At 55.5% G+C, this 21,198-nt stretch carries 18 protein-coding genes; 9 read left to right on the plus strand and 9 right to left on the minus strand.

The genetic code is table 11. The features are described from left to right. The first annotated feature begins 38 nt into the window (after positions 1-38). Together parS and INT19_RS02955 are read left to right on the plus strand one after the other, a co-directional pair. Positions 39-488, plus strand: a complete 450-nt coding sequence (parS, locus tag INT19_RS02950) for a type II RES/Xre toxin-antitoxin system antitoxin (protein WP_038479340.1) — start codon at positions 39-41, stop codon at positions 486-488. Further along, entirely contained in the window at positions 485-949 is a 465-nt protein-coding gene (locus INT19_RS02955) for an RES family NAD+ phosphorylase (protein ID WP_193059661.1), read from the plus strand. The genes parS and INT19_RS02955 overlap by 4 nt, the downstream gene beginning before the upstream one ends. 120 nt (positions 950-1,069) lie before the next feature. Here INT19_RS02955 and INT19_RS02965 read toward each other — a convergent pair whose 3' ends face one another. Then, entirely contained in the window at positions 1,070-1,681 is a 612-nt protein-coding gene (locus INT19_RS02965; RefSeq protein ID WP_193059662.1) for a TetR/AcrR family transcriptional regulator, read from the minus strand. A 231-nt stretch (positions 1,682-1,912) separates the two neighbouring features. Here INT19_RS02965 and INT19_RS02970 point away from each other — a divergent pair, with 231 nt between their 5' ends. The 7 genes from INT19_RS02970 to INT19_RS03000 all read left to right on the plus strand — a co-directional run bounded on the left by INT19_RS02970 (position 1,913) and on the right by INT19_RS03000 (position 11,460). After that, positions 1,913-3,709, plus strand: coding sequence for an ABC transporter ATP-binding protein (locus tag INT19_RS02970; RefSeq protein ID WP_193059663.1), 1,797 nt, complete (start codon positions 1,913-1,915; stop codon positions 3,707-3,709). Further along, positions 3,703-5,472: an ABC transporter ATP-binding protein gene (locus INT19_RS02975; RefSeq protein WP_193059664.1), complete on the plus strand. Its 1,770-nt coding sequence runs from the start codon at positions 3,703-3,705 to the stop codon at positions 5,470-5,472. Before INT19_RS02970 ends, INT19_RS02975 begins: the two co-directional genes overlap by 7 nt. Continuing rightward, complete coding sequence (locus INT19_RS02980) at positions 5,472-6,416, plus strand: ABC transporter permease (RefSeq protein WP_193059665.1); 945 nt, start codon at positions 5,472-5,474, stop codon at positions 6,414-6,416. Before INT19_RS02975 ends, INT19_RS02980 begins: the two co-directional genes overlap by 1 nt. Further along, positions 6,413-7,360, plus strand: coding sequence for an iron chelate uptake ABC transporter family permease subunit (locus INT19_RS02985; protein WP_193059666.1), 948 nt, complete (start codon positions 6,413-6,415; stop codon positions 7,358-7,360). Before INT19_RS02980 ends, INT19_RS02985 begins: the two co-directional genes overlap by 4 nt. Continuing rightward, positions 7,357-8,133 carry an iron ABC transporter ATP-binding protein gene (locus tag INT19_RS02990; protein ID WP_193059667.1) on the plus strand — a complete coding sequence of 259 codons (777 nt, stop codon included), beginning with the start codon at positions 7,357-7,359 and terminating at the stop codon, positions 8,131-8,133. Before INT19_RS02985 ends, INT19_RS02990 begins: the two co-directional genes overlap by 4 nt. Continuing rightward, the gene (locus INT19_RS02995) at positions 8,130-9,098 is read left to right on the plus strand and encodes a siderophore ABC transporter substrate-binding protein (protein ID WP_226912765.1); all 969 of its coding nucleotides are present in this window, start codon (positions 8,130-8,132) and stop codon (positions 9,096-9,098) included. Before INT19_RS02990 ends, INT19_RS02995 begins: the two co-directional genes overlap by 4 nt. Positions 9,099-9,216: 118 nt before the next feature. Beyond that, positions 9,217-11,460 carry a TonB-dependent receptor gene (locus INT19_RS03000; RefSeq protein ID WP_193059669.1) on the plus strand — a complete coding sequence of 748 codons (2,244 nt, stop codon included), beginning with the start codon at positions 9,217-9,219 and terminating at the stop codon, positions 11,458-11,460. A gap of 112 nt (positions 11,461-11,572) precedes the next feature. Here the strand turns inward: INT19_RS03000 and urtE are convergent, their stop codons facing one another. The 8 genes from urtE to INT19_RS03040 form a co-directional block, all read right to left on the minus strand. After that, entirely contained in the window at positions 11,573-12,280 is a 708-nt protein-coding gene (gene urtE / locus INT19_RS03005) for an urea ABC transporter ATP-binding subunit UrtE (RefSeq protein ID WP_193059670.1), read from the minus strand. Then, the gene (gene urtD / locus INT19_RS03010) at positions 12,280-13,116 is read right to left on the minus strand and encodes an urea ABC transporter ATP-binding protein UrtD (protein ID WP_193059671.1); all 837 of its coding nucleotides are present in this window, start codon (positions 13,114-13,116) and stop codon (positions 12,280-12,282) included. The genes urtE and urtD overlap by 1 nt, the downstream gene beginning before the upstream one ends. Next, positions 13,113-14,255 (minus strand): urea ABC transporter permease subunit UrtC, encoded by a 1,143-nt coding sequence (gene urtC, locus INT19_RS03015; protein ID WP_226916741.1) that lies wholly within the window; start codon positions 14,253-14,255, stop codon positions 13,113-13,115. Before urtC ends, urtD begins: the two co-directional genes overlap by 4 nt. Before the next feature lie 24 nt (positions 14,256-14,279). Continuing rightward, positions 14,280-15,893, minus strand: coding sequence for an urea ABC transporter permease subunit UrtB (urtB, locus tag INT19_RS03020; protein WP_146942377.1), 1,614 nt, complete (start codon positions 15,891-15,893; stop codon positions 14,280-14,282). Between the two features lie 241 nt (positions 15,894-16,134). Continuing rightward, entirely contained in the window at positions 16,135-17,487 is a 1,353-nt protein-coding gene (gene urtA / locus INT19_RS03025; RefSeq protein WP_038479358.1) for an urea ABC transporter substrate-binding protein, read from the minus strand. A 386-nt stretch (positions 17,488-17,873) separates the two neighbouring features. Then, positions 17,874-19,373, minus strand: a complete 1,500-nt coding sequence (locus tag INT19_RS03030; RefSeq protein WP_146942373.1) for a tripartite tricarboxylate transporter permease — start codon at positions 19,371-19,373, stop codon at positions 17,874-17,876. A 49-nt stretch (positions 19,374-19,422) separates the two neighbouring features. After that, entirely contained in the window at positions 19,423-19,905 is a 483-nt protein-coding gene (locus INT19_RS03035) for a tripartite tricarboxylate transporter TctB family protein (protein ID WP_038479364.1), read from the minus strand. Positions 19,906-20,011: 106 nt separating this feature from the next. Then, positions 20,012-21,007 (minus strand): Bug family tripartite tricarboxylate transporter substrate binding protein, encoded by a 996-nt coding sequence (locus tag INT19_RS03040; protein ID WP_193059673.1) that lies wholly within the window; start codon positions 21,005-21,007, stop codon positions 20,012-20,014. Positions 21,008-21,198: the final 191 nt, after the last annotated feature.

Raw genomic sequence — 21,198 nt, forward strand, 5'->3', positions numbered from 1 at the left:
CATTTGATAGTTCATTGAAATATCAAATGAGAAATACCATGGATATGCACTTCACTCAATACCAGCCACCCAAAGCCTTGGCATCAGGTTTCTGGCACCAGATCGGCCTGCCTGCCAGAGGCCGCAAGCTGCATGAGCTTTTGCATCAAGGCGTTGAGTATAGGGTCTACCCCAGACTGGCTAAGGCGTCAGGTATCGAACAGAAGGCGCTGGCAGGCTACGTCGATATTCCCCCGGCCACGCTGAGCCGCCGTGCTAAGTCGGGGCGCTTTAAGATGGCGGAAAGCGACCGGCTATATCGCTTTGCCGAACTCTTCAAGGCGGCGCTAGACCTGTTTGAAGGCGACGTCGAGGGTGCCCGCACCTGGCTGCTCAAACCCAATACTGGCCTGGGCGGGCGCAGGCCCATCGAAATGAGCGCAACCTCTGCCGAGTATCAAACGGTGCTGAACCTGATTGGGCGACTGGAGCATGGGGTTGCTACGTGAATGAGGTCAACGCTTACCGCTTGATCAAGCGCAAGTATCAGGACAACGCTTTCGATGGCGAAGGCGCACGCCTTTATGGCGGGCGCTGGAACAGCCCGGGTAAGGCCTGTGTGTATGTGGCAAGCGCTGAGTCGCTGGCGCTGCTTGAAATCATGGTGCATCTGGAAAGCTATCAGTTGCTCAATGCCTATGCGCTACTGCGCCTGACACTACCGACCGATAGCATTCTGGGTGTTGGAGAAGCCGATCTCCCGGATAACTGGCGGGAAGCGCCTGCGCCAGCAGAAACTGCCGAGCTTGGCGACGGCTGGTTGGACTCCGGCCACAGTTTAGCCCTGGCAATTCCTAGCGTGGTCGTGCCAAGAGAGTTCAACTACATGCTCAACCCTGGGCACCCCCTGTTTGATCAAGTCATCACGACGGCAAAGGCGCTGCCCTTCCAGCCCGACCCACGACTTTGAACCGGGTGTGGATAACTTAAACGGTCAAATGCTGTTTGATCAGTTCGTTGGAAAGCTCAGCGATCTCGCCTTTGGCCACCGGACGGCCACGATTCACGCTGGCGAAGGCCAGGAGATCATTCACTCCTGCCCCTGCGGATGATCATCCAGCATGGCGATAGCTCCAGCAATGAGCGCCTGAATACCTTGCTCCAGTTCGGCCTCTTCTACGGCATGATCTATTGCCTCAACAGGCTCCTGCCCCATCACCGAGTAAATCGTGTCCGCTACGGCAAAGCAGTGAAAGGCTACCGTCGCCAGAAGCCAACGCGCTTGTAACTGGGAAATCTCATAGACCTCGGCAATATGCGCTTGGTGCTCATGGATTTTTTCAATCATCGGCTGGGTCGCCGCCAGACGACGGATCACGTAGGGCGTCAGCCCTGGGTGTACTTTGACAAACTCAGCTATCGACATAGCAAAAGTGAACAGATACGCCTGCAGCTCTTCGGGCTCATCTCGACGAGCACGCGGAATTCTCCAGCGCCGAAAGATCTCTTCGGCTACCACCACCTTCAGCGCTTTAAGATTAGCGACGTGCTTGTAAAGCGCCATATGGCTAACGCCCAACGCGGCGGCTACTCCCACAAAGGTGATATTGGGTAGGCCAATCTCGACACCCGCATTCGCAATACGCTCACGCGTAATGGTGGGTGGCCGCCCGCGTACTTTAGATGCTGGTCGCGCTGCCATAACACACTCCTTTTAATAGCGTCCTTTATCAAGCCATGCCCCTTCCGCTAGGGTCAATTAGTTTATCAGCATGCAACTATTTTAATTAGTTTATAGACGCTAAACTAATTTTCAATTAATCTCACAAACGCGATTAATTCGCGTTTATATCCAGTGGCAATTCCGGTTCTTTCGACTTGATAGCTCTGAGAGTAATCACTTAAACGCCCCATGACCGAGTAGCAACGATTCATGAACACGCAAACCACGCCGACTGGCCAAGGTCCCATCAGCCGAATACTGGCCCCCATCCGCACACGGCTCTTAATAGCCGCCACCCTGGCGGGCATCGGCACAATCTTCACGATGATACCGCTAGCCGGCATGGCGCACATCGCGCAGATCCTCGCCACCGCTTCAGACCAAGCCTGGGAGTTATCTGCGAGCAGCAAACGCGACATCGCGTGGGTGGTAACAGCCAGTATCGTCAGCGTCTTCATCGGCATGGGAAGCATGTTCCTCGGCGAGCTGATCGCGCATCTGGCGGATAACCGTCTGACACATCATCTACGTCAGGCCGTGCTCAGCCGCTTGGCCCAGGCACCGCTTGGCTGGTTTACCGGCCAAACCTCCGGGCAGGTCAAGCAAGCGATGCAGGATGACATTGCGACGCTGCACAGCCTAACCGCGCACTTCTATACCGCCGTCGGGCGCGCGCTTGGGGCTCTGTCGATCTCAGTGATTTATCTGCTTGCGATGGATTGGCGAATCGCGGTGATAACCCTGTTGCCCCTGCCCGGCTTCTTTCTGTTTCTGCATCGGCTCATGCAATCCAGCAAAGCCAACATGGGAGAATTCGTGATACGGCTTGAGCACATGAACAGTGCCATCAATGAGTTCATTAGCGGCATCCCCGACGTGAAAGCGTTCGGCACCACCGGACAGGCCTATCGCGGTTATCAGGACGCAGTGAATAGCTTTGCCGATGCATTTGATCGCTTTACCCGCCCGTTGGTCGCCTCCATGGCTCATGTTCATGCGATGGTAACGCCGGTGACGATATTGGGACTGACTCTGCTGTGCGGAACAATTTCTGTCGTCAACGGCTGGACGACTCCCGTCGACTTGGTGCCGTTCATTCTGGTGGCGCCAGGGATCTGTGCTCCTTTGCTGCTTCTGCATACCCTGCTGCACGACCTGGGCAGTGCAACCGGCGCTGCGCAACGCGTCATGGCGCTACTTGAAACGCCTATCTTGCAAGCGCCTCTCTCTGACCAGCAGCCACTGCCAGCAAACAACGAAATTCGTTTCGACAACGTGAGTTACGCCTATGATAACGGACATCGTGGGCTCTCGAATCTCGACGTCACCTTTGCCGCAGGAAGTGTCACTGCGATTGTCGGGCCATCTGGAGCGGGCAAGTCGACTTTGGCACGACTGCTATTGCGCTTCTTTGATCCCACCCAGGGGCGCATCACCTTAGGCGGTGTGGATCTGCGCCAGCTCTCAACGGCGACACTTTACCAATATATCGGTTTTGTCCTGCAGGACGTCCGCCTTATCCATGCCAGCATCCGCGACAACATTGCCTTGGGCCGTCCTTCCGCCAGCCAGCAAGAGATTGAGGACGCGGCTCGCGCGGCGAATATTCACGAGCGCATCCTCGCATTACCCGGTGGCTATGACGCTGTCGTTGACGACGCCACCCAACTGTCTGGTGGTGAACAGCAGCGTGTGAGCATTGCCCGCGCCATTTTGCTTGATCCTCCTCTACTGGTGCTGGATGAGGCAACGGCGGCAGTCGACGCGAGTAGCGAACTGGTCATTCAGGAAGCGCTAGCTCGGCTAACCCGCGGACGCACGCTGATCGTCATCTCCCATCGACTCGATACGATCCGATACGCCGATCAGATCCTGGTACTCGATGACGGCATGATCGTCGAGCAGGGCAACCACGATCACCTTCTCACTCAACATGGCCTATATGCCCGCCTTTGGGCCTTGAGCAACGCCACCTCAACGCTGGAATCAGAGGTATCAACGTGCTGAAAATACTGACTCATCTGCTCGGCGAGAACGTCGTGCTCTTACGTCGTTATCTCGGGCTAGCTATTGGCTATGGTTTGCTTAGCGGCCTCACAATCCTGACATTTATCCCCATCATCACCTATTTGATGTCCGGAGATTCGTCCAACGCCAGTGTATGGTTGGCCATACTGCTGCTGGGTATTCTCGCGTGCTGGTTAGTGCGATCACATGTAGAGAAGGCGGGCGTTCGTGTGGGCGTCGCCGTCCTACAGTCTGGGCGTCACCGTCTAGGCAGCCATGTAGCTCGCCTGCCCGTTGGCTGGTTTACCAGCACCAATACTGCGCGTCTTAACCATGTAGTGACTCAAGGTATAATGGCGGTAGCCCAGCTTCCCGCCCACGTTTTCACACCGGTGATCACCGGCCTGGTCGTGCCACTGGTCATCCTAATCGCTCTGTTAGCGCTGCACACGCCGCTCGGTATCGCAGCACTGATAGCATTAGCGCCACTGGTGAGCGTGTTATGGCTCACTTCCAAGCTCACCCGTCACGCCGACCGGGCCTTCCAGCAGAACTTCTCCGAAACCAGCCAGCGGGTAGTCGAATTCGCCAATGCGCAGGCGGTATTACGCGCCTTCAGCGGCGAAGGCCAGAGTACGCGCTTTCTGGAGAACGCACTGGAGAAGCAGCACCATTCCGGCACAAGGCTAGCCTGCCTTTCGGCTTTATCGGCGCTACTCAATACATGGGCAGTGCAGGCGGTATTTGCTGCCCTGCTGATCACCATCATGGTGTGGATCAATACGCTGCTGGGTGAGCCGCTGAAGGCACCTGACGTCACCAGTGTTATTGTGGCGCTGTTGCTGATCAGCCGGTTTATCGAGCCGTTGCTTGATGTGGCCCAGCATAGCGACGTTCTACGCAGCGCCAAAGGGCAGTTGGAGACAATAAAAACTGTTTTCGACGCATCGCCCTTACCCGAGACAACCACGCCTCAGCCGCCGCGTGATACCTCTATCGAACTTCACGCAGTACATTTTCGCTATGCCGCAGATGCGCCCAATGTGCTCAACGGAGTGAGTCTGTCGGTCAAGCCCGGCAGCATGACGGCATTGATCGGCGAATCGGGCTCGGGCAAGACCACTATCGCACGCCTTGTGGCACGTTTTTTCGATGTCGACCAGGGCCGCGTTTTCATTGGCGGTGTCGACGTGCGCGACATGTCCAGTGCTCAGTTGGCAGGCTATGTTAGCCAGATCCTCCAGGAGAGCCATCTGTTTGCTGGCAGCATAGCCGACAACATACGCTTTGGCCGCCCCGAAGCCAGCGATGCCGAGCTAATGGAAGCGGCAAATCTTGCGGGCGTCACAGAGATACTCGAACGCTTACCCCAGGGGCTAAACACGCCGGTGGGCGAAGCAGGTGTCCGCCTTTCCGGTGGAGAACGTCAGCGCATCGCGATCGCTCGAGCACTGATCAAAGATGCTCCCATCTTGCTGGTAGACGAAGCGACGGCCGCACTGGATCCACAGCACCAGGCCATCATTACTCAGACACTGGCACGGCTGCGTGGTCAACGTACGCTATTAGTGATCGCTCATCAGCTATCTACCGTGGCCATGGCCGACCAGATCATCGTACTGGATAACGGTCGCGTCGTGGAGCAGGGTACACCCGCTGAACTACTCGTCCACAAAGGGCATTACGCCACCTTTCTTGGCCAGCGCCAGGCCGCTAAAACATGGCGCATTACACCGAATGCAGAAGGGAGAGAAGACACCTGATGCGTGGGTATCTGCCTTGTCTGTTTGTATTGCTTTGCGGAGTATCGTTACTGATAGGCGCGCAGCAGTTGAGCTGGCACCAACTAATCACTCTGTCGGATGATGCCTGGTTGACGCTCACAGCCAGCCGACTGCCGCGTCTCATCACCGTTATTTTGACTGGTGTAGGTCTGTCGATTTGCGGCGTGATTCTGCAGCACATCGTGCGTAACAAGTTCGTGGAGCCAGCCACCTCGGGCGGGCTTGATGCAGCTAAACTGGGCATTCTCGTATCGCTAACCCTAATGCCTGCAGCTGGCGCTGGATTACGAATGCTTGCCGCGCTGCTCTTTTGCTTCGCTGCAAATGTCGTATTTATCACTATCGTTCGCCGCATCAAGTTCACCAACAGCGTGCTGATTCCCGTCATCGGTTTGATGTACGGCGGCATGCTAAGCGCCCTTACCGAGTTCTACGCCTACCGCCATAACATCTTGCAAAGCATGCAGGGCTGGTTACTGGGCGACTTTTCAAAGATCGTGCAAGGCCATTACGAAATCATCTACCTCATTCTGCCGGTCGTGATGCTTACCTACCTCTACGCCCATCGCTTCACGGTACTGGGCATGGGTGAGGCGGCGGCGGTGAGCCTAGGCATGAATTATCTTGCCATCGCCATACTAGGATTGATGCTGGTGGCCATCACGGTCTCGGTCACGGTCATCGCTGTGGGCGCCATTCCCTTTGTCGGCTTAGTGATTCCCAATTTGGTGGCGCTCTACTACGGCGATAACCTGACTCGCACACTGCCAGTAGTAGCACTGTCGGGGGCAACCTTGCTGCTGGCCTGCGACATTGTGAGTCGGCTGCTGATTTACCCCTTTGAAGTGCCCATCGGCTTAACAACGGCTTGCGTCGGGGGAGTGCTGTTTCTGATCTTGATTATCGGGAGAGCACAACGATGACAGCCAAGACTCTCCACACCGTTTGGGCAGCCGTGATCGTTCTAGCGCTCGCTTTTATCTTCGTGCGCTCAGGACTCGACTTCGACTATGTCATTCCGAAACGACTGGAACGCTTGGCCACTATGGTGATCGGCGGCATCTGCGTCGCTTGGTCGTCCATTGCGTTTCAAAGTCTTACCGGCAACCGGATATTAACGCCCGCCATCATGGGCTACGAGTCCATCTATCTGCTGTTTCAGGCTCTGTTGATGCTGATGCTGGGCACCCGCAGTCTGGTGGTACTCGGCGAGCACGGCAACGTCATACTCTCTATGCTGCTGATGCTTGGCTACTCCTGGGTGCTGCATCGCTGGCTGTTTCGCGATGGTAGAGACAACGTCTATTTCCTGCTGCTAGTCGGACTGGTGCTGACAATGGTCATTACCACCCTTACGCAGTTCATTCAGCTCAAGATGAGCCCGGGCGAATTTTCCATTCTGCTGGGGTACAGCCAAGCCACTTTCGGCAAAGCCAGCGCTGCACAACTGCTCTACGCTACCCCCATCGTGGTCACGATCTGTCTGGTGGGCTACAAGGCCCTTCCGGTGCTCGACGTGCTGTTGCTAGGCCGGGAGCAGGCCATCTCGCTCGGCATCGACTATCGACGTCGCGTACAACGCCAGCTTTTCTTGATTGCCGCGCTGGTAGCCATCTCGACTAGCCTGCTTGGCCCCACGGCATTCATGGGCATTTTCGTGGCCAATACTGCCTACGCGCTGGCAGGCACCTACCGGCATCGAGTCACACTGCCTTTAGGATGCGCCATCGCCATCGCCACTTTCCTCCTCGCCCAACTGCTGGTCGAACATCTCTTTAACTACAAAACCACCGTCAGCATTCTCGTCAACCTCGTATGTGGGGCTTACTTCCTGTCGCTGATGGTGCGGACGCGGGGCACGGCATGATTACGGTTCAAGACCTTCATAAAACCTATGCTAGCCGCACAGTGCTATCGGCTATCAATCTCCGCTTCCCGACGGGTCAATTGACGTCACTGGTGGGCCCAAACGGGGCAGGCAAAACGACCCTGCTGATGATGATCGCAAGACTGCTAAAGCCTTCTCAAGGAGTCATTCGGCTTGACGGCTCCCCGGTAGAGAACATTCGCATCGGCGAGTATGCCAAACGGGTGGCCACGCTGAGACAAACGCCTGAATTCAACTTGCGCCTGACCGTCGAGGAGTTGGTCGCCTTTGGTCGCTTTCCTTACACCCACGGCACACTCACTCAGCACGATCATCAAGTGATCGATGATGCCCTGTCGTTTCTATCGCTGACGGCTCTACGCGGAGCTTATCTGAATGAGCTCAGCGGCGGCCAGCGTCAGATGGCGTTCCTGGCCATGACCATTGCACAGCAAACCGATTACCTGCTGCTCGACGAGCCTCTGAACAACCTCGATATCAAGCATGCCGTTCAGATCATGCAGGCCCTTCGCCGACTCTGCGACGAATATGGACGAACGGTCATTCTGGTCGTCCATGACATCAACTTTGCCGCCAACTACTCCGATTACATTGTCGCCATGAAGGGTGGGGCAGTGCATTGCGATGGCAACGTCACCGACGTCATCACCGAGCAGCGCTTGAGTGAGCTTTATGGACTGAACTTCGACGTCGCCCGTGACGAGCGCGGCTATCTATGCAATTACTTCAAGCCCTCAGGAAACCTGGTATGACGCGATATCTCAACAGTAGCCGCCTGGCACACCTTCTCCTTCTCGCTACGATGGCATTGATGCAAGGGTGCGATCAGGCCAACGACATGCCCACACAGGAGGCCATGACACCGCTAACGATTCAGCACGCGCTGGGAAGCACTGTGATCGACCACCGCCCACATCGAGTCGCAGCGCTCGACATGAATGAAGTCGACTTTTTGGATCAGTTGGACGTTCCAGTGGTGGGCATGCCGAAGGACTTTATTCCCCATTTTCTCAAGGAGTATCGACACAATCCGGCGGTTGAAGATCTGGGCTCTATCGTGCGCCCCAACCTTGAGCGGGTGCATCGAGCCAACCCTGATCTAATTCTCATGACATCGTTACAGGCCAACCATTATCACGAATTAACTCAAATCGCGCCGACGCTCCACTTCGACGTGGATTACCGTAACAGCCAGAGCAACCACATTGACGTTATCAAAGACCATCTCATCGATCTTGGGGAGATCTTTGGCAAGGAGGCGCTGGCCCGTCAACGCACGGCCGAGCTGGACAATACAGTCGAGAAAGTTAGGCGTGTTACTCAGGGCCGACCAGAGAGAGCACTTATCCTGCTGCATAACAATGGCGCTTTCAACTCCTTCGGAGTGCAGTCGCGCTACGGTTTCATCTTCACCGAGCTAGGCGTTGAACCTGCGGCTCCCGGCATCGATACCAGCATGCACGGCCAGCCTGTCTCCAGTGAATTCATTCAACAGGCCGACCCCGACATCATTTATGTCGTGGATCGTACTGCCGTAATGGAGCACCGGCCCGCCATGGATGCCAGTAGCATGGCAAATCCCCTGATACGCCAAACCAGCGCTTGGCGAAATAACCGGGTGATCTATGTCGACCCCGAAGCTTGGTATGTCACCGCCGCCAGCGTGAGCGCCCTAGAGATCATCGCGGATGACATTATCGATGGGTATCGCGACTAGCGACTTAACCAACCAAAGTACTTCAAAAAAGATTTAGCCGACTGCTGTATCGAGCGTTCCAACGACGGCTCGACTGGAGCGGCGTAGCTCCGCCTGTCTGATATAAAAGGAGACCGACATGGCCTTACTTCACCACCCTAAAGCACAACTGGAATGGGCGAGAACACCACTGCGTCTCGCTGCCTGTTTAAGCCCTCCACTGCTCGTCAGGAGCACATTTCCGTTAGCCCTGAGTGCGAGCGCTCTTATGCTGCTTTCTTCACAGGCACTTGCACAGACTGCCGAGGCCACCGAGCAGAGCGAGACGCGTAATGCCGTGGCCTTGGCGCCGGTCACCGTACACGGTGAAGCAACGTCAGTAAACGATACGTACGCAGGTGGCCAGGTGACCTATAGCAATCGAGCCGGTTTTCTGGGCAACAGGGACTTTATGGAAACGCCGTTCAATGCCATCAGCTATACGGATCGCTTTATCCAGGATCAACAAGCCCAAAATATTGCCGATGTCATTGCGGCTACCGATCCGAGCGTATTCAGCAACGGCGTCACCAGTGCCTGGAGCGAGAATTACTCGATCCGCGGATTCAATTCCAGCACCACTGATACGACATTTGATAGCCTTGCCGGGATGGCTCCCTACTACCGCACGTCCCCCGAGATGTTCGAGCGTATTGAAGTGCTCAAAGGGCCTTCGGCGCTACTCAACGGGATGCCACCAGGTGGTTCCGTTGGTGGTGCCATTAATCTGGTTCCTAAGCGAGCTGGCGATGAGCCGCTGACGCGCTTCACCACCACGTACATGTCCGACGCGCAGTTTGGCGGACACCTTGATGTTGGCCGACGTGTGGGAGACAACCAGCAGTTTGGCATTCGCTTTAACGGTGTATACCGCGACGGCGAGGGTGCTGTGAATAACCAGAAGCCAAGCGTTCAAATGGGGGCTCTGGGACTGGACTGGCGCGGTGAGCGAGCACGCCTATCAGCTGACTTGTACAGTGCGGACGACCACATCGATGGGCCAACACGAGGGGTCAACCTGACGCCAGGCCTGGCAGTACCGACACCTCCCGACTCCGATACACTGATCAACCCTGACTGGGCCTTTGCCAACACGCGCGACAAGGGAGCCATCGTGCGTGGCGAATTCGACTTTACCGATGAAATCATGGGGTACGCATCAGTGGGTCGAAGCGAAACGAACTACACCTACAATGGCGCCATGTCATCCTTGGTGCTTGATGATCAAGGTAACTATCGTACAAGCATTGGTCAGCTCGCCTTCGATGTCGAAAAAACATCAGCGGAAGTTGGGGTTCGCGGTCATTTCCAAACCGGCGCCGTCAGCCATGCCATTAGCGTCAATGCCACTCATTACGAGCATGAGCAACATGACTACGGGCGCAGAACCGTTCCCGGTGCAGACTGGGTCACTAATCTATACGATCCGCAGTGGGGCGCCGCTGCCGAATTTATCACCCCACATATCATGCATACAGAGCTACGCTTGAACAGCTATGGTCTGGCGGACACGATTTCATTTGCCGATGATCGCCTACAACTGACCCTCGGCGCCCGACGCCAAGAGGTAGTGAGCGACGCCTACAGCGTGACGAGCGGCGCACGCATCTCCCGCTATGATGAAAGCGCGGTCACCCCCGCTGCAGCGCTACTTTTCAGAGCAACCGACCAGGTATCACTCTACGCCAACTATATCGAGGGGCTCAGTCAGGGGGCCACGGCACCTATGAGTGCTGCCAATGCTGGTGAGGTATTTGAACCTTATAAGACCAAACAAAACGAGATTGGGGTGAAGTTTGACCTAGGCGATTTCTCACACACACTTAGCCTTTATGAAATCAAGCGGCCCAGCAGTTACACCGACCTGGAAACTAATATCTTCTCGTTTGGCGGTGAGCAGCGCAACCGAGGAGCGGAGTGGAACTTCTTCGGCAGCCCGCTTAGCAACCTCCGCTTAATGGGTGGGATTGCCTATGTAGACCCTAAAGTCACCCGCGCCGCTAGCGATGAAAACCAGGGTAGTCAGGCCACTGGCGTGCCCGACCTTCAAGCCAAGCTAGGCGCTGAATGGGATCTATCCGCAGCACCAGGGCTGACACTGACCGCTAATGCCACCGCAATGTCAGAGCAGTATATTAATAGTGACAATTCCTTGTCGGTTCCTGGACACACCATTTACGACGTTGGTGCACGCTACACTACTCACCTTTCCGGCTACCCGTTGACGCTGCGCGCCACTATCGACAATGTAACCGATAAGGCGTACTGGGCCATGCCACAACTCTCAAGCCTTGCACTAGGAGCCCCCCGCACCTTTATGTTTTCGGCCTCTTTAGACTTCTAGATGGCTGAAACAAGCGATGCGCTTGTCCTGGCACCCGTTGTTTTTTCACAACTAGGCTTGTCAATATGCACACCCCACCTGCGCCAGCCAAACGGGCGTAGGTGTGGATAACTTAAACGGTCAGGTGCTGCTTGATCAGTTCGTTAGAAAGCTCGGCGATCTCGCCTTTGGCCACCGGACGGCCACGATCCATAATCACAAAGCGGTCGGCGTATTTGCGGGCAAAAGGTAGCTTCTGCTCAACCAGCAGTACCGTTAAGCCATCCTCTTTAATCAACTGGCGAATCACCTGGCCGATTTGCGCCACAATATTGGGCTGAATGCCCTCCCCGGGTTCATCCAAAATCAGCAGCTTGGGCTCTATTACCAGCGCGCGACCGATGGCGAGCTGCTGCTGTTGCCCACCGGATAAGTCACCGCCACGGCGGTGCTTCATCTCTTTTAAAACAGGGAACAGTTCATAGATACGCTCGGGGATTTTTTTCAGCCCATCACTGCGCGCTGCCAAGCCGGTGCGTAGATTCTCTTCCACGGTGAGCAGCGGAAAAATCTGCCGTCCCTGGGGGACAAAGCCAATACCCAAGCGAGAGCGCGCTTCCACCGCTTTTTTGGTCAGCTCAATGTCGCTACCCTCCCCCTGATAGCGCAGTTGGCCGCTCTTTACGGCCACTTCGCCCATAATGGCTTTCATTAAGGTGGTTTTACCCACCCCGTTGCGGCCCATCACGCAAGTGCACTGGCCTTCAGGCACGTCGAGGTCTAAATCCCACAAGGTGTGGCTTTCCCCGTAGAACTGGTTAAGTTTTTCAATCGCCAGCATTAGGCAGCCTCCTCGTCGTCCGCACCCAGATACACCTCAACCACGTTAGGGTCGCTTGAAACTTGATCCATACTGCCTTCCGCCAGCACGCTGCCTTGGTGCAATACGGTCACTTTACGGGCAATGGAGCGTACAAAGCCCATGTCATGCTCGACCACAACCACCGACTGCTTACCCGCCAGGCCCGTCAGCAGCTCAGCGGTGCGCTCCATCTCCTGTTCCGTCATCCCGGCAACGGGTTCATCTACCAGCAGTAAACGCGGGCGCTGCATTAGCAGCATGCCAATTTCCAGCCACTGCTTTTGGCCGTGGGAAAGAATCCCTGCTGGCTGGTAACGCAGCTCGGTCAGGCCAATCGTTTCAAGCACCTCATTGATACGGTCTTTAATTTCACCGCTCATGCGGGCAGTCAGCGTGGGGAAAATACGCTTGTCGGCGGCCATCGCCAACTCCAGGTTTTCAAACACGCTCAGCGCTTCAAATACCGTGGGCTTTTGGAACTTACGACCAATCCCTAAGCTGGCGATATCCGGCTCATTCATTTGCAGCAGGTTATGACGGCTACCAAACCACACGCTGCCTGCGTTGGGGCGCGTTTTGCCAGTAATGATGTCCATCATGGTGGTTTTACCGGCCCCGTTGGGGCCGATAATGCAGCGCAGTTCACCGTCATCAATAGTCAGGTTTAAGTTATTGATAGCCTTGAAGCCATCGAAGCTCACCGTGACATCTTCCATATACAGAATCGGGCCATGACGCACATCTACCGGTGATGCCTGAGGAGCCATAAAATCAAATACCCGATCCCGCGTGGTTAGCGATTGCAACAAGCTCATGCGGTAGCCTCCTTCGGCAAGGTAGCGGATTTTTTGCGGCGTTTTAGGTGGAGCAATAATCCCGCCACGCCTTTAGGTAGCAACACCGTGACCAAGACAAACATCGCGCCCAGGGCAAACAGCCATGCATCCGGCATCACACCCGTGAAGATGGTTTTGGCGTAGTTGACTAAGATCGCCCCGATAACCGCTCCATAAAGCGTGGCGCGGCCACCCAGTGCCACCCACAGCACAATTTCAATCGAGAAAATCGGTGAGAACTCACTGGGGTTGATAATCCCTACCTGAGGGACATAAAGCGCGCCAGCCAAGCCTGCCAGCATGGCGGAAACCACGAATACAAATAGCTGGAAGCGCTCGACCCGGTAGCCAATAAACCGCGTGCGGGCCTCGGCGTCCCGGGTTGCCACACATACCCGGCCTAGTTTGCTGGTAACAATCGCCCGACACAGGATGTAACCCAGCGCCAGCGCAACCCCGGTGGCAATAAACAGCCCTAAGCGGGTGTCGTTGCTGCGTAGGTTGTAGCCCAGCAGCTCACGAAAATCGGTCAGCCCGTTGTTGCCACCAAAGCCCATCTCATTGCGGAAGAATGCCAGCATCAGGGCAAAAGTCAGCGCCTGGGTAATAATCGACAGATACACCCCAGTGACCCGCGAGCGAAACGCTAAAAAGCCGAAGACCAGGGCCAATAGCCCAGGGGCTAACAGCACCATGGCAAACGCAAACCAGGCCATATCAAAACCGAGCCAGTACCAGGGCAAGCTGTCCCAGTTGAGAAACACCATAAAATCCGGCAGTACCGGGTCACCATAAGTACCGCGATCACCGATTTGGCGCATCAGGTACATGCCCATGGCGTAACCGCCAATGGCAAAAAACGCCCCGTGGCCCAGGCTCAGAATGCCCAAATAGCCCCATACCAAATCCACCGCCACTGCCAGCAGCGCGTAGCTTAAGTACTTACCGAACAGATTCACGGTATAAGCATTAACGTGCAGCGGGTGGCCTTGGGGCAGCGCTAAATGGAGCACCGTAACCAGCAACAGGGCGGCAAACAGCACGCCAAGAAAAATCTGCGTGGCCCGTTCGCTAAACGGGCGGGTTAGCCAAAACTGGCGTGAAGATGATTGCGTCATTAATGAGATCGTTGATGACATCGCTTAGCCCTCCGCAGCCCGGCCCTTCTGCGGGAAGAGTCCACGCGGGCGTTTTTGAATAAACAGAATGATGAACACCAGGACAATAATCTTGGCCAGCACGGCGCCCGCCCAGGGTTCCAACACCTGGTTGATAATGCCCAGGGAAAGCCCAGCCACCAGAGTGCCCCATAGATTTCCCACGCCGCCGAAAACGACGACCATAAAGGAATCAATAATGTAGTTCTGGCCCAGATTGGGGCCAACGTTGGTCAGCTGTGATAACGCAACGCCTGCCAAACCAGCGACGCCAGACCCTAATGCGAAGGTCATAATATCGACCCGCGTGGCACGGATACCCATGGAGCGTGCCATGGCGCGGTTTTGGGTCACTGCACGCACTTCAAGCCCTAGTCGCGTGCGGCGCATAATCAGCATCAGCGCGGCAAACACCACCAGTGCAAAACCGAGTACAAACATACGATTAAGAGTCAGCGACAGCGCATCGTTAATCACTAATGAACCGCTCATCCATTCGGGCGTTATGACCGTACGGTTTAGCGGTGAAATCACCGTTCTCACCAGCTGCTGTAAAATCAGGCTGATACCGAACGTCGCCAGCAACGTTTCCAGCGGACGCCCCTTCAGGAACTGAATAACGCCCCGCTCAATGGCAATGCCCACCAGCGCGGCCACCATAAAGCCCGCAGGGATCGACAGAATTAGCGCCAATCCTGGCTGGCCGGGCAACAGCTGCTGCATCATCCAGGTGGTATAAGCGCCGAGCATGATTAGCTCACCATGAGCCATATTGATAACGCCCATCACGCCAAAGGTAATGGCCAGGCCAATCGCCGCCAACACCAGTACCGAGCCAAGCGAAAGCCCGAAGTAGAGTGTTTCCAGGCCACGGTTAATTTTGAGATTCTGCTCGATGCTGCTCAGCGCTTCATTGGCGGCATCGGCAATCATGGGGTCATCGCTATTCGCCGCGCGACTAAGCGCTACTCGAACACGTGGATGCAAACTGCCTCGCAGCGTTTCAACGCCTTCAAGCTCGCCGCTTTCAACTTGGTAAATCGCCAGCGCCTGGGTCAGCCTGCGCACTACCTCAGCGTCTTCTTCGTCAGCAATCAGTTGACTGAGCGGTTCGGCCAGCTCCTCATCGACCTCGCCCAGTAAGCGGCTGGCGGAAGTACGCCGGCGCTCAACGTTTGGCGAATACAAGTCCACTACGGCAATAGCGCTGCGTAGCTGATTGCGTAGATTGTTATTAATGCCTATACGATCCAGGTCGCGGCGGGACATCTCCCCCAGCGGTTCATTGGTCAGCGCATCTGCAACTGGCCAATCGCGACCTTGATTGTCGAGCACCACCACAAAACGACCGTCGTCAGTGCGCTGCAAGCGACCGTCCAACAAGGACTGCAGCCAATCACGCGCGCGCTCATCATCGCTTTGCAAAATAGCGTTGATCGCTTCGCCTTTGGCGGAATAGGAACGCACGTCCAGCGCGTTTAGTAGCTCAAGCGCCGCTGCGTCATCAGCCTCAACGGTGGCGCTTGTTTGTGCCTGGGCGGTGACTGTGACGCTTAACAACAGCAGACACAGCAACCCTAAGGAAAAGAAACGCCTCATGGGGTTCTTCCTTTGGTTAACAAAAAGGGGGGAACTGAAGATAACGGTGCCAAGAACAAGTTTCCGCGAGGGCGCTGTGAACCCATCCATGGGCGCTACTTTCGCCATCTGACCGCCATGGATGGCGGAAATGCCGGAATAGCCAGGAGCATTTTCCGGCCATGGCGAAAGCCCCTCGCTTCAACCTGTCCTTACACCACAGCGTTAACAGCGGTCATTTCCCTGCTATATATCGCTTTACTTACTCAGCGAGAGCCGCTTCGGCTTCTTCTGCTGCGGTGCTGCCACCACACGAGCCGTTCACCACGTTGAAGTTGCCGCACTCCATGGGCTTGCGCCAATCGGCAATCAAATCACGTGAGCCAGGCAGGTAGTCAGACCAGGCATCGCCCGCTACGGTAGAAGGCGTTTGCCAGACAATATCGAACTGGCCATTGTCTTGAACTTCACCAATCAGTACCGGTTTAGTGATGTGATGGTTGGGCATCATCGCCGCATAGCCACCGGAAAGGTTAGGCACGGCAACACCGATAATCGCGTCTTTCACCGCATCCACGTCGGTAGTGCCTGCTTTACGCACCGCTTCGGCCCACATGTTGAAGCCAATGTAGTGCGCTTCCATGGGGTCGTTAGTGACGGCCTCTTCGTCGCCGGTGTAGTCGATCCAGGCGTCGATAAAGTCGTAGTTGTCATCAGTATCGACGCTCATAAAGTAGTTCCAGGCCGCCAAGTGGCCGACTAGCGGCCCCGTATCGATGCCGGTGAGCTCTTGCTCGCCCACAGAGAAGGCGATGACCGGAATATCGGCAGCATCGATGCCTTGGTTAGAAAGTTCGGTGTAAAACGGCACATTGGCATCGCCGTTAATCGTCGAGATAACCGCCGTGGGTTTACCCTCTTCACCAAAGCGGCGTATTTCTGACACGATATTCTGCCAGTCTGAATGGCCGAACGGCGTGTAGTTGATCATGATGTCCTCATCAGCGATGCCATGCTCATCTTTGAGGAACGCTTCGAGAATACGGTTGGTGGTGCGCGGATAGACGTAGTCGGTGCCGACCAGCGCAAAGCGTTCGATGCCGACTTCGTTAATCAGATACTCAACCGCAGGAATCGCCTGCTGATTGGGGGCGGCACCGGTATAAAAGACGTTTTCCGAGGACTCCTCACCTTCATACTGCACCGGGTAGAACAACAGGCCGTTAAGCTCTTCCACTACCGGTAGTACTGCCTTACGGGAAACGGAGGTCCAGTTGCCGAAGATCACGTCGACCTCTTCTTGCGCCAATAGCTCTCTTGCACGCTCAGCAAATAGCGGCCAGTTAGAGGCAGGGTCGACAACCACTGCTTCAAGCTGGCGACCCAGCAAGCCACCCGCGTCGTTTTGCTGTTCAATAAGCATCTCAACGGTATCTTTAAGCACCGTCTCACTGATCGCCATGGTGCCGGAGAGTGAGTGAAGGATACCGACCTTGATTGGATCATCATCCTGGGCAATGGCCTGTGTACTGGCCCCCATAACGGCGGCGGCCATTAAGGCAGTAGCGAAACGGCCAACGGTACGAGGGTGTGTCTTGCGCTGCAATGTGGTCACTTGAACCTCCTTGCGCCCCTTATGACGGGGCTCGTTATTTGAGCTTCGCGGCCAAGGACTCCCGTTATGTAACGCGGGAACAATTATTACGGGGCTTGGTGCATCCACTAGCTCCTAGCTTTTGCAAGGTTTGCGCCACACGACAAAAAGAAACACTAAAAATATTAAAATCAAAAAGTTAGTTATAGAAAAAGTAGTCCCGTTTTCACCGACCGCACTACCGTGGCGCGCCAACATCCAAAAAATGCACGCTGTTTATGCACCACAACGACACCTCGCACCAATAGTGCGCTTTGCGTTGCATACGGCGATTAATCCCGCCCCATTGCTTGCATAAAAAAAGCGCCCTAGGAAACCCTAGGACGCTTTACACGCCTGCCGGTGCTCTATTCAGCAGTGTTCAAACGCTTAGTGCGGCGCTTTTTCAGCAGCGGTAAACCAAGCGATAGCACAGCGATGACCAGTAACGACAGTGAAATCGGCTTGTCGATAAAGGTCGTCCAATCCCCACCGGAGATCTGCAGCGCGCGACGCATGGACTCTTCCATGATGTTGCCAAGAATGAGCGCCAGAATCAGCGGCGCGGCAGGGAAGCCGAACAAGCGCATTCCCAAACCAACCAAGCCAAAACCAAGCAGCAGTAATAAGTCGAACACGCTGAAGCTCATACCGTACACACCGATCATGCAGAAGATCAAAATCAGTGACAGCAACAATGGCTTGGGCAGATCGAGAATCTTGGCGATCAGCGGAATCAGCGGCAGGTTAAGCACCAGTAGGAAGATATTGCCGATATACATACTGGCGACCACGCCCCAGAACACATCAGGACGCTGTTCAAGCATCATCGGGCCAGGATTAACGCCCATCACCAACAGTGCGCCAAGCAGTACGGCGGTGGTGCCAGACCCCGGCACCCCCAAGGTTAACAGCGGTACAAACGAACCGGTGCACGCCGCATTATTTGCCGCTTCTGGCGCAGCAACGCCTTTGATGTTGCCTTTACCAAAGGTATCGCCGTCTTTGGCAATGCGTTTTTCCATGCTATAGCCAAGAAACGAGCCGATGGTCGCGCCGGCGCCCGGCAGTACACCGGTAAAGAAGCCCAATACTGAACTGCGGCTAACAGGGCCTGCTATCTGCTTGACTTCACTGCGGGACAATTTCAACGACCCGATCGCGTTACGTGGCGCTTCTTTACCACCACCTCCGCGCAGCAACATGTAGAACACTTCGGCTAACGCGAAGATACCCAGCGCGACGACCAGAAAGTCGATACCGTCGAGCAGGTGAATAGAGCCAAAGGTAAAGCGCTCGGTGCCGGTTTGCATATCAATCCCGACAATCGAGATCATCACCCCGATAACAGCGGCAATTAAGCCTTTAACCAGCGACTTATCGGATAGCGACACAACCGCGGTTAAGCCCAGCACCATCAACGCGAAGTATTCAGCAGGGCCAAAACTTACCGCGACTTTGGAGAGCAGCGGCGCAATTAACATCAAGAAAACAACGGAGATGGTACCGCCAACAAAGGAGGAGTAAGCGGCAATCGCCAGCGCCTTACCTGCCAACCCTTGCTTGGCCATCGGATAGCCGTCAAAAGAGGTCGCAACCGTTCCCGCCACACCGGGGGCGTTCAGCAAAATAGACGAGGTGGAGCCGCCAAAAATAGCGCCGTAATACACCCCGGCCATCAAGATCAGCCCTGAAGAGGGCTCCATAGCGAAGGTAATCGGGATCATCAGCGCCAACGCGCTGATCGGCCCAAGGCCGGGCAACATGCCGATAATGGTGCCAGCAAAGACACCGGCAAAGACGTAAGCGATATTGATAGGCTCAAGCGCGATGCCAAAGCCGTACATTAGATTGTTAAAGGCATCCATGGGAGTGTCTCTCTTTTAAACCCGCTAACAGTGGGCAAGCGCGGCCTGGTTAAAACGGCAGCACGCCAGTGGGTAGGTAAACATCCATTACCCGCGTCATGGTCAAATACAGCGCTAACACCACCCCAAGCGATGTTGCCAGATTGACCCCATGGCGGCGGTAGCCGTAGTAAGCGGTTAGGCCAACACACAGCAGCGTTGAAGCCAGCACAAAGCCTAACGGCACAAGCAGGAACGCGTAGGCCGCAATGGCGATGGCGGTGACGATCACCCGCGCCCAAGGCGTTAGCAGTAGCGGCCCCTGGGTTTCGGCTTGATCAATCTGATCGGCACCCGCAATAGGGCCCGGACGCTCAAAAAACAAGCACGCCGACAGCAATAGCAGAGAAACACCTAACACTTTTGGAAATAGGTCAGAATCCACTGGGCGGGGCAGCGGAAAGTTGGGGATTTGCCAGGCCATTGCCAGATAGGCAGCCGCCACTAACGCCAACACAAGCGCTAGCCATTGGTTGGTATTGAATCGAGTCATGGGAAAGCTCTCCGAAGACGTCATTGCTGAACAGCAAGACCCTTGCGGTATCAGACGGAAGATCCCGGTGGCACGCTGCCACCGGGGGAGCCTTTGGGACGAGCGCTTACTGGCGCATCAGCCCCAGGTCGGTCAACACGCTGCTAAACTGCTCTTGTTGCTCATCCAGGAAGGTAGCGAAGGCGTCGCTATCCTGGTAGGCATCAATCCAGCCCAGCTGGTCGCTTGCTTCGCGCCATGCATCCGTTTCGAGCATTTCGGCGAAGAGCGTCTCGTAATATTCAACCGCCTCTTCAGGCATTTCCGGCGCGCCCATTACGCCACGCCAAATATCGAAGGTGTAGTCGTAGCCCTGCTCTTGGTAAGTGGGTACATCGGCCAGTCCACCGCCCAGGCGCTCTGCGGAAGACACGCCCAGCGCGCGTAGCTGGCTACCTTCACCCAGCTGACCTACCGCTTCACCGGCACCGCCAATAACTGCCTCGATATGGCCACCCATCAGGTTAGTCATGGCATCGCCACCACCTGAGAAGGGAATGTAGTTGACCGAGGAGGCTTCCATACCCGCCGCGGAAGCAAGACCGGCAACCGAGATGTGGTCCATCGAGCCCGGCGCACTACCGCCACCCACGCTTAAGCTAGGGTTCTCTTTGAGCGCTGCGAAAAGATCATCCAGGTTTTGATACTCGGAGTCTGCCGCCACCAAAATAATCGAATAGTCGGTATTGATGCGCGCAATCGGGGTGAAATCAGTGTGGTCGTAACGCGATGCGCCTGCCAGGGGAACTAAAATCATCGGCGGGCTGGTAGCGAAAAGTTTATGCGGATTGCCGCTATCACGGGCTACCTGAGCCCAGGCAACTGCACCGCCGCCGCCAGGTACGTTAATGGCTGCGAAGCTTTCGTCGGCCAGCTCTTCTTGCTGAATAACGCGGAACATGGTGCGCACTAGCGTGTCCCAGCCGCCACCGGGGTTGGCCGGTGCAACAAACTCAATCGAACGGCTCGGTGTCCACTCTTGGGCGCTGGCGGACGTTGTCATGGCAAAGGCTGCCATCGGTAAAGCAAGCACGGCAAAGCGCTTTAGGGGAAGCATGGTCATGGGCGTTCTCCACATTAGCTATGTTGTTATATTGGCTGTGTTATAGATGGTTGTTATCTACGTATCTTTGTGTGGTTACGCCCTGCACATTAGAAGACCGCTACTCCTCGCGACAAGCTTATGACCATTAATGGCAAAAAGTGCTTTTTGTGCGTTTTGTTCATTTTGTTCACGGCCGGTTAGAACGGCTT

It is taken from the genome of Halomonas sp. 3A7M (genome assembly GCF_014897875.1).
Classification (GTDB): Bacteria; Pseudomonadota; Gammaproteobacteria; order Pseudomonadales; family Halomonadaceae; genus Vreelandella.

Excerpts from the sequence above, each read along its gene's own strand:
- INT19_RS02965 (WP_193059662.1), bottom strand. The coding sequence starts at position 1,681 with ATGGCAGCGCGACCAGCATCTAAAGTACGCGGGCGGCCACCCACCATT.
- INT19_RS03030 (WP_146942373.1), bottom strand. The coding sequence starts at position 19,373 with ATGGATGCCTTTAACAATCTAATGTACGGCTTTGGCATCGCGCTTGAG.
- INT19_RS02970 (WP_193059663.1), top strand. The coding sequence starts at position 1,913 with ATGAACACGCAAACCACGCCGACTGGCCAAGGTCCCATCAGCCGAATA.
- urtC (WP_226916741.1), bottom strand. The coding sequence starts at position 14,255 with ATGACGCAATCATCTTCACGCCAGTTTTGGCTAACCCGCCCGTTTAGC.
- INT19_RS02985 (WP_193059666.1), top strand. The coding sequence starts at position 6,413 with ATGACAGCCAAGACTCTCCACACCGTTTGGGCAGCCGTGATCGTTCTA.
- INT19_RS02990 (WP_193059667.1), top strand. The coding sequence starts at position 7,357 with ATGATTACGGTTCAAGACCTTCATAAAACCTATGCTAGCCGCACAGTG.
- INT19_RS03035 (WP_038479364.1), bottom strand. The coding sequence starts at position 19,905 with ATGACTCGATTCAATACCAACCAATGGCTAGCGCTTGTGTTGGCGTTA.
- INT19_RS02980 (WP_193059665.1), top strand. The coding sequence starts at position 5,472 with ATGCGTGGGTATCTGCCTTGTCTGTTTGTATTGCTTTGCGGAGTATCG.
- urtB (WP_146942377.1), bottom strand. The coding sequence starts at position 15,893 with ATGAGGCGTTTCTTTTCCTTAGGGTTGCTGTGTCTGCTGTTGTTAAGC.
- INT19_RS02995 (WP_226912765.1), top strand. The coding sequence starts at position 8,130 with ATGACGCGATATCTCAACAGTAGCCGCCTGGCACACCTTCTCCTTCTC.
- parS (WP_038479340.1), top strand. The coding sequence starts at position 39 with ATGGATATGCACTTCACTCAATACCAGCCACCCAAAGCCTTGGCATCA.
- urtD (WP_193059671.1), bottom strand. The coding sequence starts at position 13,116 with ATGAGCTTGTTGCAATCGCTAACCACGCGGGATCGGGTATTTGATTTT.
- urtE (WP_193059670.1), bottom strand. The coding sequence starts at position 12,280 with ATGCTGGCGATTGAAAAACTTAACCAGTTCTACGGGGAAAGCCACACC.
- INT19_RS03040 (WP_193059673.1), bottom strand. The coding sequence starts at position 21,007 with ATGACCATGCTTCCCCTAAAGCGCTTTGCCGTGCTTGCTTTACCGATG.
- INT19_RS03000 (WP_193059669.1), top strand. The coding sequence starts at position 9,217 with ATGGCCTTACTTCACCACCCTAAAGCACAACTGGAATGGGCGAGAACA.